Source organism: Streptomyces sp. NPDC051684, assembly GCF_044453445.1.
In the GTDB taxonomy this organism is placed as follows: Bacteria; Actinomycetota; Actinomycetes; order Streptomycetales; family Streptomycetaceae; genus Streptomyces.
In genome coordinates this window covers 55,766-71,971 of record NZ_JBITCS010000015.1, presented here as the reverse complement: position 1 = coordinate 71,971, position 16,206 = coordinate 55,766, and the positions used below count along the sequence as shown (strand labels likewise).

General features: G+C 71.6%; 16 protein-coding genes. 6 read left to right on the top strand and 10 right to left on the bottom strand.

What is annotated here, in order from left to right; all coding sequences use genetic code 11:
• Nucleotides 1-52 precede the first annotated feature (52 nt).
• Genes ACIA8D_RS19510 through ACIA8D_RS19495 form a run of 4 tightly spaced genes read right to left on the bottom strand, consistent with a single transcriptional unit; the run spans nt 53 to nt 3,357 of the window.
• A complete protein-coding gene (locus tag ACIA8D_RS19510) occupies nt 53-841 on the bottom strand; it encodes an ABC transporter ATP-binding protein (protein WP_399233702.1) in 789 nt (262 codons plus the stop codon).
• Nucleotides 834-1,634, bottom strand: coding sequence for an ABC transporter permease (locus tag ACIA8D_RS19505; RefSeq protein ID WP_399233700.1), 801 nt, complete (start codon nt 1,632-1,634; stop codon nt 834-836). The genes ACIA8D_RS19510 and ACIA8D_RS19505 overlap by 8 nt, the downstream gene beginning before the upstream one ends.
• Complete coding sequence (locus ACIA8D_RS19500; protein ID WP_399233922.1) at nt 1,631-2,386, bottom strand: ABC transporter permease; 756 nt, start codon at nt 2,384-2,386, stop codon at nt 1,631-1,633. The genes ACIA8D_RS19505 and ACIA8D_RS19500 overlap by 4 nt, the downstream gene beginning before the upstream one ends.
• Nucleotides 2,386-3,357, bottom strand: coding sequence for an ABC transporter substrate-binding protein (locus ACIA8D_RS19495; protein WP_399233698.1), 972 nt, complete (start codon nt 3,355-3,357; stop codon nt 2,386-2,388). The genes ACIA8D_RS19500 and ACIA8D_RS19495 overlap by 1 nt, the downstream gene beginning before the upstream one ends.
• Before the next feature lie 278 nt (nt 3,358-3,635).
• Here ACIA8D_RS19495 and ACIA8D_RS19490 point away from each other — a divergent pair, with 278 nt between their 5' ends.
• The 4 genes from ACIA8D_RS19490 to ACIA8D_RS19475 all read left to right on the top strand — a co-directional run bounded on the left by ACIA8D_RS19490 (nt 3,636) and on the right by ACIA8D_RS19475 (nt 7,033).
• Nucleotides 3,636-4,484, top strand: a complete 849-nt coding sequence (locus ACIA8D_RS19490) for a TetR family transcriptional regulator C-terminal domain-containing protein (RefSeq protein ID WP_399233697.1) — start codon at nt 3,636-3,638, stop codon at nt 4,482-4,484.
• Between the two features lie 134 nt (nt 4,485-4,618).
• The gene (locus ACIA8D_RS19485) at nt 4,619-5,509 is read left to right on the top strand and encodes a 3-keto-5-aminohexanoate cleavage protein (RefSeq protein ID WP_399233695.1); all 891 of its coding nucleotides are present in this window, start codon (nt 4,619-4,621) and stop codon (nt 5,507-5,509) included.
• Between the two features lie 58 nt (nt 5,510-5,567).
• Nucleotides 5,568-6,548: a 3-hydroxyacyl-CoA dehydrogenase NAD-binding domain-containing protein gene (locus tag ACIA8D_RS19480; RefSeq protein WP_399233694.1), complete on the top strand. Its 981-nt coding sequence runs from the start codon at nt 5,568-5,570 to the stop codon at nt 6,546-6,548.
• Nucleotides 6,545-7,033 (top strand): thioesterase family protein, encoded by a 489-nt coding sequence (locus ACIA8D_RS19475; protein WP_399233692.1) that lies wholly within the window; start codon nt 6,545-6,547, stop codon nt 7,031-7,033. Before ACIA8D_RS19480 ends, ACIA8D_RS19475 begins: the two co-directional genes overlap by 4 nt.
• A gap of 278 nt (nt 7,034-7,311) precedes the next feature.
• Here ACIA8D_RS19475 and ACIA8D_RS19470 read toward each other — a convergent pair whose 3' ends face one another.
• On the bottom strand, nt 7,312-9,426 hold the full coding sequence (locus tag ACIA8D_RS19470) for an MMPL family transporter (protein ID WP_399233691.1): 2,115 nt from the start codon (nt 9,424-9,426) through the stop codon (nt 7,312-7,314).
• 235 nt (nt 9,427-9,661) lie between these two features.
• Here ACIA8D_RS19470 and ACIA8D_RS19465 point away from each other — a divergent pair, with 235 nt between their 5' ends.
• Together ACIA8D_RS19465 and ACIA8D_RS19460 are read left to right on the top strand one after the other, a co-directional pair.
• A complete protein-coding gene (locus ACIA8D_RS19465; protein ID WP_399233689.1) occupies nt 9,662-9,844 on the top strand; it encodes a VOC family protein in 183 nt (60 codons plus the stop codon).
• 52 nt (nt 9,845-9,896) lie between these two features.
• On the top strand, nt 9,897-10,247 hold the full coding sequence (locus ACIA8D_RS19460; protein ID WP_399233687.1) for a hypothetical protein: 351 nt from the start codon (nt 9,897-9,899) through the stop codon (nt 10,245-10,247).
• A gap of 31 nt (nt 10,248-10,278) precedes the next feature.
• Here ACIA8D_RS19460 and ACIA8D_RS19455 read toward each other — a convergent pair whose 3' ends face one another.
• From ACIA8D_RS19455 to ACIA8D_RS19435, 5 genes are all read right to left on the bottom strand, one after another.
• The gene (locus ACIA8D_RS19455; RefSeq protein WP_399233684.1) at nt 10,279-10,929 is read right to left on the bottom strand and encodes a response regulator; all 651 of its coding nucleotides are present in this window, start codon (nt 10,927-10,929) and stop codon (nt 10,279-10,281) included.
• Nucleotides 10,926-12,098, bottom strand: coding sequence for a sensor histidine kinase (locus tag ACIA8D_RS19450; RefSeq protein ID WP_399233682.1), 1,173 nt, complete (start codon nt 12,096-12,098; stop codon nt 10,926-10,928). The genes ACIA8D_RS19455 and ACIA8D_RS19450 overlap by 4 nt, the downstream gene beginning before the upstream one ends.
• 123 nt (nt 12,099-12,221) lie before the next feature.
• Nucleotides 12,222-13,145 (bottom strand): TauD/TfdA dioxygenase family protein, encoded by a 924-nt coding sequence (locus ACIA8D_RS19445; RefSeq protein ID WP_399233920.1) that lies wholly within the window; start codon nt 13,143-13,145, stop codon nt 12,222-12,224.
• Nucleotides 13,146-13,470: 325 nt separating this feature from the next.
• Nucleotides 13,471-14,916: a glyceraldehyde-3-phosphate dehydrogenase gene (locus ACIA8D_RS19440; protein ID WP_399233680.1), complete on the bottom strand. Its 1,446-nt coding sequence runs from the start codon at nt 14,914-14,916 to the stop codon at nt 13,471-13,473.
• Nucleotides 14,917-14,943: 27 nt separating this feature from the next.
• Nucleotides 14,944-16,152, bottom strand: a complete 1,209-nt coding sequence (locus ACIA8D_RS19435; protein WP_399233678.1) for a GDSL-type esterase/lipase family protein — start codon at nt 16,150-16,152, stop codon at nt 14,944-14,946.
• Nucleotides 16,153-16,206: the final 54 nt, after the last annotated feature.

Below are 16,206 nucleotides of genomic sequence, written 5' to 3'. Positions count from 1 at the left end.
GCACCCGCTGGAGCGTAACCGCGGGTTACCTCTTATCCTGTGCGATCTGCCCCTAGGGCTCATCGCCCGCGCCCACTCCACGGCCCGCCCGGATCAGTTCGAGGACGCGGCTGCGCAGCTCCGTGAACCGCACGTCCGCCCGGGTCGTCAACTGGTCGCGCTGGACCGGCAGTTCGACGGGCACGTCCTCCAGGACCACGGTCGGCGACGCGCTCAGGACCAGCACCCGCTCCCCCAGGTACACCGCCTCGTCGATGTCGTGCGTGACGAACAGGACCGTCATCGCGCGCTCCCGCCACAGCCCGCGCACCAAGTCCTCCAGGTCCGCGCGGGTCTGGGCGTCGACGGCCGCGAAGGGCTCGTCCATCAGGAGCACCTCCGGTTCGTACGCCAACGCGCGGGCGATGGCGACGCGTTGCTGCATGCCGCCGGACAGCTCCCAGGGGTAGGCGCGGTGGACGCCCGCGAGGCCGACCGCCGCGAGCGAGTCGGCCACGCGCGCCCTGCGCTCCGATTTCGGGATCGACTTGCGCTGCCGCAGCGGGAGTTCGACGTTCTCCGCGATCCGCATCCACGGGAAGAGGCTGCGCCCGTACTCCTGGAAGACGACGGCGAGGCCGGGGCGCGGGCCCGTGACCTGCGCGCCGTCGAGGCTCACCGTGCCCTCCGTCGGACGCAGCAGTCCGGCCACGCATTTCAGGAGCGTCGTCTTGCCGCAGCCCGAGGGGCCGACGACGCACACCAGCTCGCCCGTGTCGAGGTGGAACGTCAGATCGCGCAGCGCCTCCACCTGCCGGCCCGAGCCCTCGTAGAGCTTGCGCAGTCCCGTGACCTCAAGCACCACCGTCTCCCGCCTTCCGCCGCGCCCCGCGCGACCCGTGGTACCAGCCGAGCGCCCGTCGTTCGACGAGCCGGAACAGCAGCGCGAGCACCACCCCGAGCAGGCCGAGTACGAGGATCCCGGCCCACATCTCCGGTACGGCGAAGGAGCGTTGGAACTCCACGACGGCGAAGCCAAGGCCGCTACTGGAGGCGTACATCTCGCTGATGACCATGAGGATGACGCCGATGGACAGGGCCTGGCGCAGGCCCGCGAAGATCTGCGGGCTCGCGGCGGGCAGCACCAGGTGCCGCAGCCGGGCCGCTCCCCCGATCCCGTACGAGCGGGCCGTCTCGGCGGCTACCGGGTCCACGGCGCGGACGCCCGCGGCCGTGTTGAGCAGCACCGGCCAGACGCAGCCCGAGGCGATCACGGTGATCTTCATCGTGTCGCCGATGCCCGCGAACAGCATGATGGCCGGGATGAGGACCGGCGGCGGCACCGCGCGCAGGAACTCCAGGGCCGGCTCGCACACGGCGCGGGCGCGGCGCGAGGAGCCGATGACGACGCCGAGCGCCACGCCCGCGAGGGCCGCGGCCGCGTATCCAGCGAGCAGGCGCAGCACGCTGGGCAGCACGTCGTCCTGGAGCCGGTCCGCGGTCCAGGTGTCGTCGAAGCGGGACAGGATCGTGCGCAGGGGCGGCGCGTAGAAGCTGGTGCTGGCGTCGGAGGCGAACCACCAGACCGCGATCAGGACACACGGCAGGGCCACGGCGAGCGCGGCGGCGCGCAGGGCGCGCAGGGCGCGGCTCACGCGGGGGCCTCCGCCCGTACGGACTGGTGCCAGGACAGGGCGCGGCGTTCCACGAACCGCGCTCCAGTGTTGATCAATACGCCGAGGCAGCCGGTCACGAGGATCAACGCGTACATGTCCGGGACGGCCTGGGAACTCTGCGCAACGTTGATCCGGTGGCCCAACCCCGGTGCGCCGATGACGAGTTCGACGGTGATGGCGAGGATCAGCGCGACCGCGGCGGCGAGCCGTACGCCCGTCATCACGTACGGCAGGGCCGTCGGCCACACGACGTGCCGCACGCGCGCCCACGGGCCGAGGCCGAAGGCGCGCGCGGTGTCCTCGGCTACCGGGTCCACGTCCCGCACCCCGTACAGCACCTGCACCAGGACCTGCCAGAACGCGGCGTAGACGACGAGCAGCAGGACCGAGCGCAGCTCCGTGCCGTACAGGAGGATCGCGAGCGGGATGAGCGCCACGGACGGGATGGGGCGCAGGAACTCGATGGTCGAGGCGGTCAGGGCGCGCAGGTACGGGACCGTGGCGACGACCAGGCCCGTCAGCACGCCGCCCGCGGTGGCGAGGGCGAGGCCGAGTGCCCAGCCGGTGAGGGTGTCGCCGAGCGCCGCCCAGAAGGCGGCGTCGGTGAGTTCGCCGCGCAGGGCGTTCAACGTCGTCGTGAAGGGCGGCAGGAAGGCGGGGTCGACCAGGCCGAGGCGCGGCACCGCCTCCCACAGTGCCGCGCACGCGAGCAGTCCCAGGAGGCCGGGGATCACGGCAGCAGCGCGTCCAGGTCGGGGGTCTTCGCGAACAGGCCGTCCCGGTCGCCGAGCTTGGCGAGGGTGTCGAGCGAGGGGCGGTTCCACTGCGCGGGCCAGGCCGGGAGCGTCACCTTGTCGAGGGTCGCCTGCGGGATCTTCGTGTACGTGCGGACGATGTCCCGGGCTTCCTCGGGGTGACCGTTGGCGTAGGTGAGGGACTTCTGGGTGGCGGCGTTGAACTTCTTGACGACGTCGGGGTGTTGATCCACGTATTGACTCGACGAGAAGTACATCGCGACGGTCAGCTTGCGCGCCGTGTCGACGTAGTTGGAGGCGATCACGCGGCCGCCCTGCGCCTTGACGGTGGCGGTGGCCGGCTCCACGACCTGCGCCGCGTCGACCTGCCCCTTGTCGAGGGCGGCGGGCATCTGGTCGAAGGCGAGCTCGACGAACTTCACCTTGGAGGGGTCGCCGCCGTCCTTGCGGACGGACTCCCGGACCGTGGTGTCGTTGATGTTCTTGAGCGTGTTGACGGCGACCTTCTTGCCCTCAAGATCCTTGGCGGACTTGATCGGGCTGTCCTTGTTCACGACCACGGCGCCGAAGTCCGCGCCCTGCTTGCCGGTCGAGCCGACGCCGTTGACGACGCCCTCGACGGGCACACCCTTGGACTGGGCGACCATCAGCGAGGTGGAGTTCGAGAAGCCGAACTGGAACTGGCCGCTGACCACGCCCGGCACGATGGCCGCGCCGCCCTGCGCCATGGTCATGGCCAGGCTGAGGCCCTGCTCCTTGTAGAAGCCCTTCTTCTGCCCGAGATACAGGGGTGCGACATCGACGATCGGGATGATCCCGATCTTGAGCTTCGTGATGCCGCCCTCGCCGGTGGCATCGGACTTCGGGCTGTCCGAGCCACAGGCGGCGGTGGCGGCGAGCAGCAGCATGGCGGCGACGGCGGTGAGTGTGCGACGCGTGCAACGCATGGGTATCCCCCTGGGAGCCCTGGTGCTCAGCGGGAACGTAGAGCCCGCACCCTATGGGGTCAACTCCCCTTGCGGGCAAGGGTGTTGACACGATTCACAGCGGAGTCTTCGGTGGAACCCGCGGGTGCGGGCCGCACCACCCTCGGGGCCGACGGGCACCACCCCTCGTATTGCGATGGTGACTGATGAGCAAGTCAGAGGCTCAATAGCCAGCATTTTCCGGGGATCGAGAGCGTGCGTGTTGTGTTCTTCTCAACGCCCGGTTAAGGTCTTGCCCCGTGGAATCCAGCAACGAGGCAACCCCTGCCGACACCGCCGCCCGCGTCCGTGAGGTCATCACGGCGGCCGGTGTCAGCCAGCGCGAGTTCGCGCGCCGCATCGTCATGGACCCGTCGAAGCTCTCCCGCTCGCTGAGCGGCACCCGCCGGTTCACGGTGGCCGAGCTGGCGCGGATCGCCGACGAGGCACGCGTCGACCCGGGCTGGCTGCTCGGCGCACGCCCCCAGGAGGCCGAGGCCGAGGCGCCCGCTCCCGTGGAGGGCGGGCGGCCGCTGCAGATCGTCCAGGAGACGGTCCGCCTGGTCGCCGAGCACGGCTTCCATGCGGTGCGGGTCTCCGACATCGCCCGCGCCTGCGCCACCAGCACCGCCGCGATCCACTACCACTTCCCCGGCCGCGCCGACCTCCTGGAGGCCGCGGTGCGCTGGTGCATGGACGAGGACACGGCGCGCCGCGCCGCCCACCTCGCGGAGGCGGACGACGCCGCGGCGGAGCTGCGCCAGCTCATCGAGTTGCAGACGCCGCGCACCGACCAGCAGCGGCGCCAGTGGAAGGTGTGGCTCGACCTGTGGGCCGAGGCGGCGCGCTCCACGACGGTGGGGCGGCTGCACACCGAGTACTACCGGCAGTGGCGGGAGACCGTGGCGGACGTCCTCCGTCGGGGGGTCGAGCAGGGTGTGTTCCGGTCGTCGCTCGATCCCGCCGCAGCGGCGTATGCGCTGACCGCGCTGATCGACGGGCTCGCCACGCAGGTCCTTTCGGTGAGCCGGGAGTCGTTCGGGTCGGCCGCCGACGCGATGCACGCTGCGCTGCTGTCCTACGTCGACACCGTGATCACGAACCCGTAGCCGACGACTCGGGTCTCCGCCCCGGACCCCGCTGCTCAATCGCCGCAGGGGCTTGAAATGCCCACCCGCTTGATCGGCCCGACCGATTGATTTGCACACCCGCCGCAGGCGGCCAGATACAGGGAGGTCCCCCCATGCCCAACGAAAACGTCATCATCACCGCCGCTCTCACCGGCGCAGGCGACACCGTGCGGCGCAGCCCGCACGTGCCCGTCACTCCGGAGCAGATCGCCAAGAACGCCGTCGAGGCGGCCGACGCGGGTGCCGCCGTCGTGCACATCCACGTACGGGACCCCGAGACCGGTGCCCCCTCGCGCGACACGAAGCTGTACCGCGAGGTCGTCGAGCGGATCAAGGAGACCGGCACCGACGTCGTCATCAACCTGACCGCCGGTATGGGCGGCGACCTGGTGATCGACCCGAACGAGCCGCTCAACCACCTGCCCGGCACCGACCTCGTCAGCGGCCTCGACCGGCTGCCGCACGTCGAGGAGCTGCTGCCCGACATCTGCACGCTCGACTGCGGCTCGCTGAACTTCGGCGACGGCTCGAACCTGTACGTGTCGACGCCCGACATGCTGCGCCAGGGCGCCAAGCGCATCCAGGAACTGGGCGTGCGGCCCGAGTTGGAGATCTTCGACACCGGCCAGCTGTGGTTCGCCAAGCAGCTCCTCGCCGAGGGCCTGCTCGACGATCCGACCGTCTTCCAGCTGTGCATGGGCATCCCGTGGGGCGCCCCGGCCGACCCGGGTGTCCTGCAGTCGATGGTCAACATGCTGCCGGAGGGCGCCCAGTTCGCCAGCTTCGCGCTCGGCCGCATGCAGATGCCGTGGGTGGCGCAGTCGATCCTGCTCGGCGGGCACGCTCGCGTCGGCCTGGAGGACAACCTCTACCTCGGCAAGGGCAACAAGGCGACCAACGCGCAGCTCGTCGAGCGCGCCGTGACCATCACGGAGTCCCTCGGCTCGCGCGTCGCGACGCCGGACGAGGCCCGCGCGACGCTCGGCCTCAAGCCGCGCTCCTGACCTCCCGCGCACCCGCACCCCCACCACACCCGCACCACCGGAAGGCAACACCACCCTCATGACCTCCCCCCTCACCGCTCCCGAGGACGTCCGCCGGGTCGCCTGCGTCGGAGCCGGCGTCATCGGCGGCGGCTGGGTCGCCCACTTCCTCGCCCGCGGCTACGACGTGAAGGCCTGGGACCCCGCCCCCGACGCCGAGCAGAAGCTGCGCCGCCTGGTCGACGCCGCCTGGCCCGCGCTCACCGAGATGGGCCTCGCCGACGGCGCCTCGCGCGACCGTCTCACCGTCGCCCCGACCCTCGAAGAGGCCGTCGCCGACGCCGAGTTCGTGCAGGAGAGCGCCCCCGAGGACCTCGACCTCAAGCGCGACCTGCTGGCCCGCCTGGACGCGGCGGCCCCGGAGGGCGTCGTCATCGCCTCGTCGACCTCCGGCTACCCGATGACCGACATGCAGACCACCGCCGCGAACCCCGCGCGCCTGGTCGTCGGCCACCCGTTCAACCCGCCGTACCTGATCCCGCTCGTCGAGGTCGTCGGCGGCGAGAAGACCGACGCGGACGCCAGTGCCTGGGCCTCCCGCTTCTACGAGGTCGCGGGCAAGTCGGTCATCACCATGGACCGCGAGGTGCCGGGCTTCATCGCCAACCGTCTGCAGGAGGCCCTGTGGCGCGAGGCGCTGCACATGGTCGCCAACGGCGAGGCCACGGTGAAGGAGATCGACGACTCGATCACCGAGGGCCCCGGCCTGCGCTGGGCCTTCATGGGCCCGATGCTGACGTTCGCGCTCGCGGGCGGCGAGGGCGGCATGGCACACATGCTCGACCACTTCGGCCCCTCCCTGAAGTCGCCGTGGACGCGCCTCGAGGCCCCGGAGCTCGACAAGCAGCTGTACGACTCCGTGGTCGCGGGCTGCGACGTCGCCGCGGACGGGCGTTCCATCGCCGACCTCGTCGCCGAGCGCGACCAGGGCGTCATCGACGTGCTGCGCGCGACGGGCAGGTTGAACGGGGCCGGTAACGGGAAGGCGGACCCGCGATGAGTACCGCAACCACCGCACTGCCCCTTCTGCACCGCACCGTGCGCCCCGAGTGGATCGACTACAACGGGCACATGAGCGAGGCGTTCTACGTGCTGGCCTTCGGTCACGCCACGGACGCCATGATGATCGAGACGGGCCTGGACTCGACGTACCGGGAGTCCACCCACTGCTCGCTCTACACGGTCGAGTCGCACATCCGCTATCTGCGTGACGTCCCCGAGGCCGCCCATCTCGCCATCCGTACGCGGGTGTTGGGTGCGGCGTCGAAGAAGGCGCGCTTCACGCACGAGATGTTCGTGGTCGACGACGAGGCGGGCGAGCCCGCCCCGAACGCGGCCCCGGTGGCGACCACCGAGCTGCTCGCGATCCACGTCGACCAGGAGGCGGGGAAGGCGGCCGAGTTCCCGGCCGCGATCCGCGACCGCTTCACCGAGCTGACGGAGCCCGCGCCCGAGTGGGCGGGCCGGTCGATCGCCGTCGTCTGACGACGCGCTCGACCGCCTGACCTACGAGGGCCCCGGACCACGCGTCCGGGGCCTTCGTGGTCGGCGCCGAGCCGGAACCGACCGTGCATACCCGCCCCGGATCGGGGCACCCGCTTGATTGGGCCCCGCCGTGTCTCCCCCGTCGCGACGGGGCTCCCTCATGCCCCGGCGCGGGCGGGCGGGCCTCCGCAAGGCCCGTGCCCGCGTCGGAGGTGCCGGCGGCCGTGGCAGGAGCGGCCGGGGACGCCGCCGCAGCGATCCCGCCACCGTCGGCGCCGCTACTGGCGCGGCGCCGCCAAGCGTTCCGCCGGGGACGCTTCCTCCTCCCGCAGGCCGATCCTCCCGTGCAGCCTGCGCAGCGCCCGCGGCGCCCACCACGCGCGCCTGCCCAGCAGCGCCATCGACGCCGGTACGAGCAGCATCCGTACGATCGTCGCGTCGATGACGACCGCCAGGGTGAGGCCGAGGCCGATCTCCAGGATGGGGGCGAAGCCGCCCGTCATGAAGGCGCCGAAAACGACGGCGAGGAGCAGTGCCGCGCAGCTCACGACGCGGCCCGAGCGCCGCAGCCCCGCCACCACCGCCTCCTGCGCGTCGCCGGACGCGCGCCACGACTCGCGCATCCGGGCGAGGATGAACAGCTCGTAGTCCATGGCGAGCCCGAAGGCGATGGCGACGATGAGCGGCGGCGCGGTCAGGCTGAGCGCGCCGAGGCCCTCTCCCCCGAGCCAGGACGCGGCGTGCCCGTCCTGGAAGACGAGGACCACCACGCCGAGCGCGGCGCCCAGGCTGAGCAGGGTGGTGAGGACCGTGCGCAGCGGGATCAGGAGCGATCCGGTGAACGCGAAGAGCAGGGCCAGGATGCCGGCGAGCACGGTGAGCACGGCCCAGGGGGCGCGGTCGGCGAGCATCTGCCGGAAGTCGACGAGCCGGGCGGCGACACCCGCCACGGTCACCGGGTTGTCGCCACGCACCTCCCGTACCTGTTCGACGAGTTGGGTGGCCGTTGCTCCGTCGACCGAGCCGGCCGGAGTGACGTGCAGGACACGCGTACCGTCGTCGAGGGTCTGCGTCTCGGACGAGGCGACGCCGTCCAGGGCCTTGACGCGGGTCGCGAAGGCGGGGTCCGTGCCGGGGCGTGCCACGACGACGATCGGGTCGACGCCGACGCCCGCCGGGTAGTGCGCCTGCACGGTGTCGTACAGCTGCCGTGCCTCGGTGGAGGCGGGGAGTTGGCGGGCGTCGCCGATGTCGATGCGCAGGTTCGCGACCGGCAACGCGAGCGTGAGCAGGGCCAGGACGCTCACCGTCGTCACGGCGACGGGCCGGCGGGCGGCGAACCGGGCGAGGCGGGCGAAGACGCGGCCCTCCGTGCCGGGTGCGCGCGGCTTGGCCGGGGCGATGCGCGCGCCGAACCAGGTGAGCAGCGCGGGCAGCAGCGTCAGCGCGGCGAGCATGTCGACGACCACGACGGCGGCCACGGCCAGGCCCATGCTGCGCAGGAACGGGCTCGGGAAGACGAGCAGCCCGCTGAGGCTGACGGCGACGGTGAGCCCGGAGAACAGGATGGTGCGGCACGCGCGTTCGACGGTGCGGTGCACGGCCTCGGTGACGTCCGCGCTCGTTCGGCGTTCCTCCCGGAACCGCATCACCATCAGCAGCGCGTAGTCCACGGCGAGGCCGAGCCCCAGCATGGTCGTCACCTGGATCACGTACACGGAGATCTCGGTGACCTGGCTGAAGCCGAACAGGGCGAGGAAGGCGCCCGCCACGCCGCTCACCGCCACCAGCAGCGGAAGGCCGGCCGCGCGCAGCCCGCCGAAAATCAGCAGGAGCAGCCCCAGCACGACGGGAAGCGATATCAACTCGGCGCGCTGGACGTCCTCCTGGGCCCGCTCGCCGAGCTGGTGGCCGAGCAGCGGGCCGCCGCTGACATGGACGTCGGCGCCGTCGATCTCCTTGACCCGGTCGGCGACGGCGTCGACGGTCCCGTCCTCCGCGTCGTCGTCGAGACCGCCCTTGAGGGTGACGGGCACGATGAGCGCGCGGCCGTCGTCGGAGGCCAGGCCCTGCGTGGCGTACGGGTCGGGGACGGCGGCGACGCCCGGGATGCGGCGCAGGTCGGTGACGGCCTGTTCGACGCGCCCGCGCAGCGCCGGATCGGCGACGCGCGGAGCCTCGACGACGGCGCTGAGGGACTCGCCGCGCGGGTCGATGTCGTCGAGGAGTTCCGCGGTGCGGTCGGACTCGGTGCCCGGCACGTCGGGGACCGAGTCCGAGAGCCGGCCGAAGACGCCGGTGCCGAGCCCGAACCCGAGCACGATCAGGGCGAGCCAGGTGAGGATCACGGTGCGGGGGCGGCGGGTCGCCGCCCGGGCGAGTGCGCTGAGCACGGCGCCTCCTCGGAGGGTTCCGATGGGTCACCGTCAGCGTCGTCGTGCGGCGGGTTGGGCGGATCGCCGGGACGGGCGGTTCGCGGCTCGCGCGTGGGAGGGGGGCGGGGCGGCGGGCATGGGTCGAGCGGGTGAGTGACAGGGATCGCGCACGCCGGACACGCTGGCGCACGTGCCCCCTCTCGCTGCACCACATCGCCATCGGCACCCACGACCTGACCACCCTCGCCCGGTTGTGGGCTGCGGCGCTGCGACCTGCGCCGCCGGGGACCGGGACGCCGAGATCGACCGGCTCATCGGACTCGGCGCGCGCCCGGTGGACGTGGGGCAGCGCGGCGACGAATCGTGGACGGTACTGGCCGATCCCGAGGGCAACGAGTTCTGCGTGGTGCGCCCGAAGCGGACGTTGATCGGCTGAGGGAGACCCGCCGGAAATTGATCAAGGGGACGGCTCCGTCTAGGTTTCGAGGATGCCGCTCGTCGAAGTGACCCACGCGCCCACCGGGCCCGAACCCCAACTGCGCGAACTCGGTTCCGTGCTGCCGCATCTGGTGTCCGTGGCCGTGGAGTGCCCCGAGGAGCCGTACGACGGGGACCTGCAGCCCGGGGACGTCGAGATCCGCTTCCGGCCGTTGGGCCCGCTGGACCGCAGCGGCCTGGCGGTGGTCGTCGAGATCAAGTCGAAATGGACCGCCACCAGGGAGGCCGACCGTCAGGAACGCGTGGACGCGCTCCACGAGGCCATCCACGCCGCGACGGGGCTCGACGACGTCGGCGTCTACCTGTCCCTGCCGATCGCCGCCTGGTCGCAGGGCGACTAGTTCTCCCGGGGCGACTGATGTCCGACGCCGCTCAGCCCGGCGCCACCAACCCCGACTCGTACGCGCAGATGACCGCCTGCACCCGGTCGCGCAGATGCAGCTTGCTCAGGACGTTGCTGACGTGGGTCTTGACCGTGTGTTCGCTGACGTGGAGCGTCGCGGCGATCTCCGCATTGGTGAGGCCGCGGGCGAGGTGGCGCAGGGTTTCCGTCTCGCGCGCCGTGAGGTCCGAAAGGGCGGGCAGCTGCGGGGACTTGGGCCTGCGCCGCGTGATGTCGGCGACGAGGCGGCGGGTCACGGACGGGGCGAGCAGCGAGTCGCCCGCCGCCACGACACGGACCGCGTGCACGAGGTCGTCGCGGCGTACGTCCTTGAGCAGGAAGCCGGACGCGCCCGCGTACAGCGCCTCGTAGACATACTCGTCGAGGTCGAACGTCGTCAGCATGACGACCCGGCAGCTGGACTGTTCGCAGACGCGGCGGGCCGCTTCGATGCCGTCCATGTGCGGCATGCGGATGTCGAGGAGGAGCACGTCCGGAGCGTGCCGGCGCACGGCGGTGACGGCCTCGGCGCCGTCGGCCGCCTCGGCGACCACCTCGATGTCGGGCTGCGCGTCGAGGATCATCGTGAAGCCGCTGCGCACCAGTTCCTGGTCGTCGGCGACGACGACGCGGATGCTCATGGCGCCCCTTCGGCGGCCTGCCGGGCCGCCGCGGGCAGTCGGGCACTCACCCGGAATCCGCCTCGCGGGCCCGGGCCGCTGTGCGCGCTGCCGCCGCAGGCCGCGGCGCGCTCCTCGATGCCGACGAGTCCGCGCCCCGCACCGGTTCCGGGCGGGCCGGAGCCGGTTCCGTCGTCGGTCACGGTGATCGCCAACTCCGCCTCTCCCCAGTCGAGTTGTACGTCCGCCCGGGCAGCGTACGCGTGCTTGACGGTGTTGGTCAGTGCTTCCTGGACGATCCGGTACGCGGCGGTCTCCGTTTCGGCGCCGATGGGGCGGGGGCGGCCCGTGGTGCGCAGGGTGACAGCGACCTCGGTCGTCCCGGACACCTGGCGGATCAGGTCCGGGAGGCGGGCGAGGACGGGGACGGGGCCTTCGAGGCCCCTTCCACCGTCCCCTGTGTCGGTCAACACACCCAGGATCAGGCGCAGTTGCTGCATCGCCTCGCGGCCCGCGCCCGCTATCGCGTCGAACGCCGCCTCGGCGCGCGCGGGGTTGCTGCGCACCACGACGGGGCCCGCCTCGGCCTGGACGACCATCAGGCTGACCGCGTGGCCGACCACGTCGTGCATGTCGCGGGCGATCCTGGCGCGTTCGCCGGCCACCACGCGGGCCCGGTCGATCTCCCGCTCCCGCTCCAGGGCGCGGGCGCGCTCCTCCAGGGCGGTGGTGTACGCGCGCTGGGTGCGGGCGAGGAGCCCGAACCCGTAGGCGCTCAGGAGGCTGAGCAGGTGGAAGGCGTACTCGAAGGGTTCGGCGTGCTCCTTCATGGACATCGTCGCCGACGCGCCGATCACCCAGCCGACGAGCATGACGCGGCGCGGCACCGGCTCCGCGTACGCGGCGAGCGTGTAGAGCAGGACGAGTCCGCCGTACACGACGTCGGGCGGCGGCGCGTGGTAGAGCGCCATCGCCGGGGTGGCGCAGGAGATCGCGACCGCGCAGGTGAGCGGCGCGCGACGCCGCCAGATCAGCGGCACCGCCGTGGCCGCGCCCAGCAGGAAGCCCTGCCAGGACAGCGGATCGCCGCCCTCGTCGGGGAACAGGAACTGCAGGGACACGGCGAACAGGACGAGGGCGGCCAGAGCCCCGTCGACGAGGTACAAGCCGGTGCGGCGCGGCAGACGCATGGTGCAGCTCCTCGTGGCCTGGTCCTGCGCAGGGGGTACTGCCGGGCCAGTATCGAGGGGCGGCCCGGTCAACGCCTCGCCGGGGAGAGGGATTTCGGGCCGCCGCACCCGCGTCCTGAGGGGCTAGAAGGGGCGGTCGCCCGCGATGGCGACGCGTTCGGCGACCCGGCGGGCGTCGCCGTAGTCGGCCACCGCGTAGTGCTGGGTGGCACGGTTGTCCCAGAACGCGATGTCGCCCGGCTGCCAGCGGAACCGGACCTGGAACTCCGGCACATGGGCCTGCTGGTACAGCAGCCGCAGCAGCCGGTCGCTCTCGGCGCGCTCCATGCCGAGGATCCGGGTGGTGAAGGAGGTGTTCACGAAGAGCATCTTGCGCCCCGTCTCGGGGTGGCGGCGCACGACCGGGTGGGTGACCTGCGGGAACAACTCCTGCATCGGGGCGAGCCGTTCGGGACCGTAGAAGCGGCGGAAGCCGGGCAGGAAGTCGTGCTCGGCCTCGGCGCCCTCGATGCGCGCCTTCACCTCGTCGGACAGGTTGTCGTACGCGGCCGCCATGTCGGCCCACATGGTGTCGCCGCCGAACGGCGGGACCTCGCGCAGCTGCAACACGGCTCCAAGGGCGGGGCGTTCGCGGAAGGTGACGTCGGTGTGCCACACGTTCTCGTAGCTGGGGACACCACCCGCGCCCTTGTCGAAGCGGACGACGTCCTCGCTGTCGCCGCGCTCCAGGAGCGGGTTGGTCTCCAACTCGCCCCAGTTGCGAGCGAATTCGCGCTGCGCCTCGCTGGACAGGTTCTGGGCGCGGAAGAAGAGGACCTTCCATTCGAGCAGGGCCCGGTTCAGCTCCTCGCGCAACTCCGGGGAGAGGGGCTCGTTCAGGTCGATGCCGCTGATCTCGGCGCCGATGGTGGCGCCCTGCGGTGTGAGGGCGAACAGCTCGTAGGGGCGGTCCTGCCAGCCGTCGGGGGTGCGGCGCAGGACGCGGCGCCCCTCGTAGAGGCCGTCGGCGGGGATGCGGGCGGGGCGCAGCATCGAGGAAGGGGGCATTTCGGTCACGGACAAGGGGAGCCTCCACAGGCACGCGGTGACGAGGGGAACGCGCTGAACGCGAGGGGATCCGCACGTGCGTGGCCGACGCCCTACAAGGCGACGGCTGTTACGGGACGTACGGGGAAGTTCGGCGAGGGGTCTGCAAGCCCGCTACAAGCCGCTGCGCGCGCAACCACATCGGTCCGGCACGGAGGCCGTTCCGAGGGCGTGGGCACGATGCATGAACATGCGCCCCATCCTGCGCCCCAGTTGATCATCCCGTCAAGTGCCGCGAGGCCGGCCCCGCAGGAAGCGGGACCGGCCTCGGGACATGTGGCGTACGTCAGGCGGTGGGAGCCGGGAACGTCGGGTACTCGACACCGGAGACGTGCTGGACGACGCGGATCACCTGGCACGAGTAGCCGAACTCGTTGTCGTACCAGAGGTAGAGGATCGCGTTGTCGCCGTCGACCTTGGTCGCGCCCGCGTCGACGATCGACGCGTGCCGGGAGCCGAGGAAGTCGCTGGAGACCGCGTCCGGCGAGTCCGTGAAGTCGATCTGGCGGCGCAGCGGCGAGTTCAGCGAGACGTCGCGCAGGTGGTCGAGGACCTCGTCGCGGGTGGTCTCGCGGCCGAGCCGCAGGCTCAGGATCGCGATCGAGACGTCCGGGACGGGCACACGGATCGAGGAGCCGGTGATCGGCGCCTTGAGGTCCGGCAGGGCCTTCGCGACGGCGGAGGCGGCGCCAGTCTCCGTGATGACCATGTTGAGCGGCGCGGAGCGGCCGCGACGGTCGGCCTTGTGGTAGTTGTCCAGCAGGTTCTGGTCGTTCGTGAACGAGTGGACGGTCTCCACGTGACCGCGTTCCACGCCGTACTCGTCGGCCATCGCCTTGAGCGGCGGCACGATCGCGTTCGTGGTGCAGGAGGCGCAGGACAGGATCTGCTCGTCCGGCTTGATCATGTCGTGGTTGACGCCGTGCACGATGTTCGGCACGTCACCCTTGCCGGGGGCGGTGAGGACGACCTTGTCGATGCCGGGACGCAGGTGCGTCGACAGGCCCTCGCGGTCCCGCCACTTGCCGGTGTTGTCGATCAGGATGGCGTCCTTGATGCCGTACGCCGTGTAGTCGACCTCGGACGGGTCGTTGGCGTAGATCACCTTGATCGCGTTGCCGTTGGCGTTGATCGTGCTGTTCGCCTCGTCAACGGTGATCGTGCCCTGGAACTGGCCGTGGATCGAGTCGCGGCGCAGCAGCGAGGCCCGCTTCACGAGGTCCTGCTCACCGCCGCCGCGCACCACGATGGCGCGCAGGCGCAGACCGTTGCCGGACCCCGCCTTCTCGATGAGCAGACGGGCGACGAGGCGGCCGATGCGGCCGAAGCCGTAGAGGACGACGTCACGGCCTGCACCGCGCTCCAGCTTCAGGGCACCGGTCGCGCCGGCGACGGCCTCGGCGGTGAACTCCTCGACGCTCAAGCCCCGGTCATCGGTCTTGTACGTCATGGCGAGGATGCCGAGGTCGATCTGGGAGGGCCCGAGGTCGAGCTCGGCGAGGGCCTTCAGGAAGGGCATCGTCTCGGTGACCGAGAGCTCCTCGCCGGCGATCTGGCGGGCGAATCGGTGGGCCTTGAGCAGGCTGACCACCGACTTGTTCACCAAGGAGCGGCTGTGCAGCAGGACGTTCACGTCCCGCTCGCGGTGCAGCTTCCCGATGATCGGGATCATTGCCTCCGCGGTCTCCTCGCGGTGCTTCCAGTTGGTGAACGAGTCGTCGTTGACAGTCACGTGCGTCTCTTTCGAGCTAGGCGGCGCTCAAATGGTAACCCGCCCATTCGGGTGATCGATCAGGGGGCCGATCCCGAGGTCCGCGAAGCGCTCGCCGATGCGGCGGTGGGCCTCGGCGTCGGGGTGCAGGGAGTCGGGCAGCGGGAGCTCCTCGTGGTCCGCCTCGCCGTACAGCTCGCGGCCGTCGAGGTAGTGCAGGTGCGGGTCGTCGGCCGCGCGCTGGGCGACGATGCGGGCCAGCTCCTCGCGGATGGATTCGAGGGTGAGCTTGCCCTGCGCGGCCTCCGCCGGGTCCCCCATGGCGACGAAGCGCAGCTGCCCACTGGCGATGCTGCTGAAGTCGGGGGCGCCGGGGCCCGGCGTCTTCTCGTGGATCGGGCACAGGATCGGCGACACGACGAGGAGCGGGGTGGTCGGGTGCCCCTCGCGGATGGTGTCGAGGAAGCCGTGGACGGCGGGGGTGAAGGCCCGCATGCGCATCAGGTCGGCGTTGGCGAGGTTGATCCCCATCTTGACGCTGATCAGGTCGGCCGGGGTGCCGCGCAGGGTGCGCGCGGTGAACGGGTCGAGCAGGGCGCCGCCGCCGAAGCCCAGGTTGATCAGGTCGACGCCGCCGAGCGACGCGGCGAGCGCGGGCCAGGTCGTGGTCGGGCTCGCGGCCTCGGAGCCGTGACTGATGGAGCTGCCGTGGTGCAGCCACACCTTGCGGCCGGACGCCCCGAGGGGCGCGGCGGGCTCCACCGGCGCGTCCGTGCGCAGGGCGACGAGCTCGGTGGTCTCGTTGTGCGGCAGCCAGATCTCGACGGTCTTGGGGGCGTCGGGCAGGCCGTCGAAGCGGAGCGTGCCGGGCTGTCCGGCCGCGTGCTCGAAGGTGCCCTTGGACATGTCGATGGTCAGGGTGTCGCCGCCGCTCACGCTGCCCTGTGCGGCGAGCCGGCCGTCGACCAGCAGGTCGTACAGGCCGTCGGGGCGCGGCGGCACGCCTACGTAGACGCGCTTGGTCGGCACCGTGTCGAGTTCGACGGCGGTGGCGCGGGTGCGAAAGGCGAGGCGGACGCCGGAGGGCTGGGACTCGGCCATGGTCAGTTGGCCGTCCGTGTTCTGGGCGCGGGCCCAGGCGGGGAGGCGGTGCGGGAGGAGACCGCGAGTGGTGCGCTCAATGTCGATCGCACCGTGGACGAGGTCGTCCGTCAGCGGCGTGGCGGTCAATGGGTGGACGGAGTCGGAGGTGTGCATGGTGACGTCAATCTGTTGATCGAGGGTGGATGACCCGGGTGTGGATGACTCGGG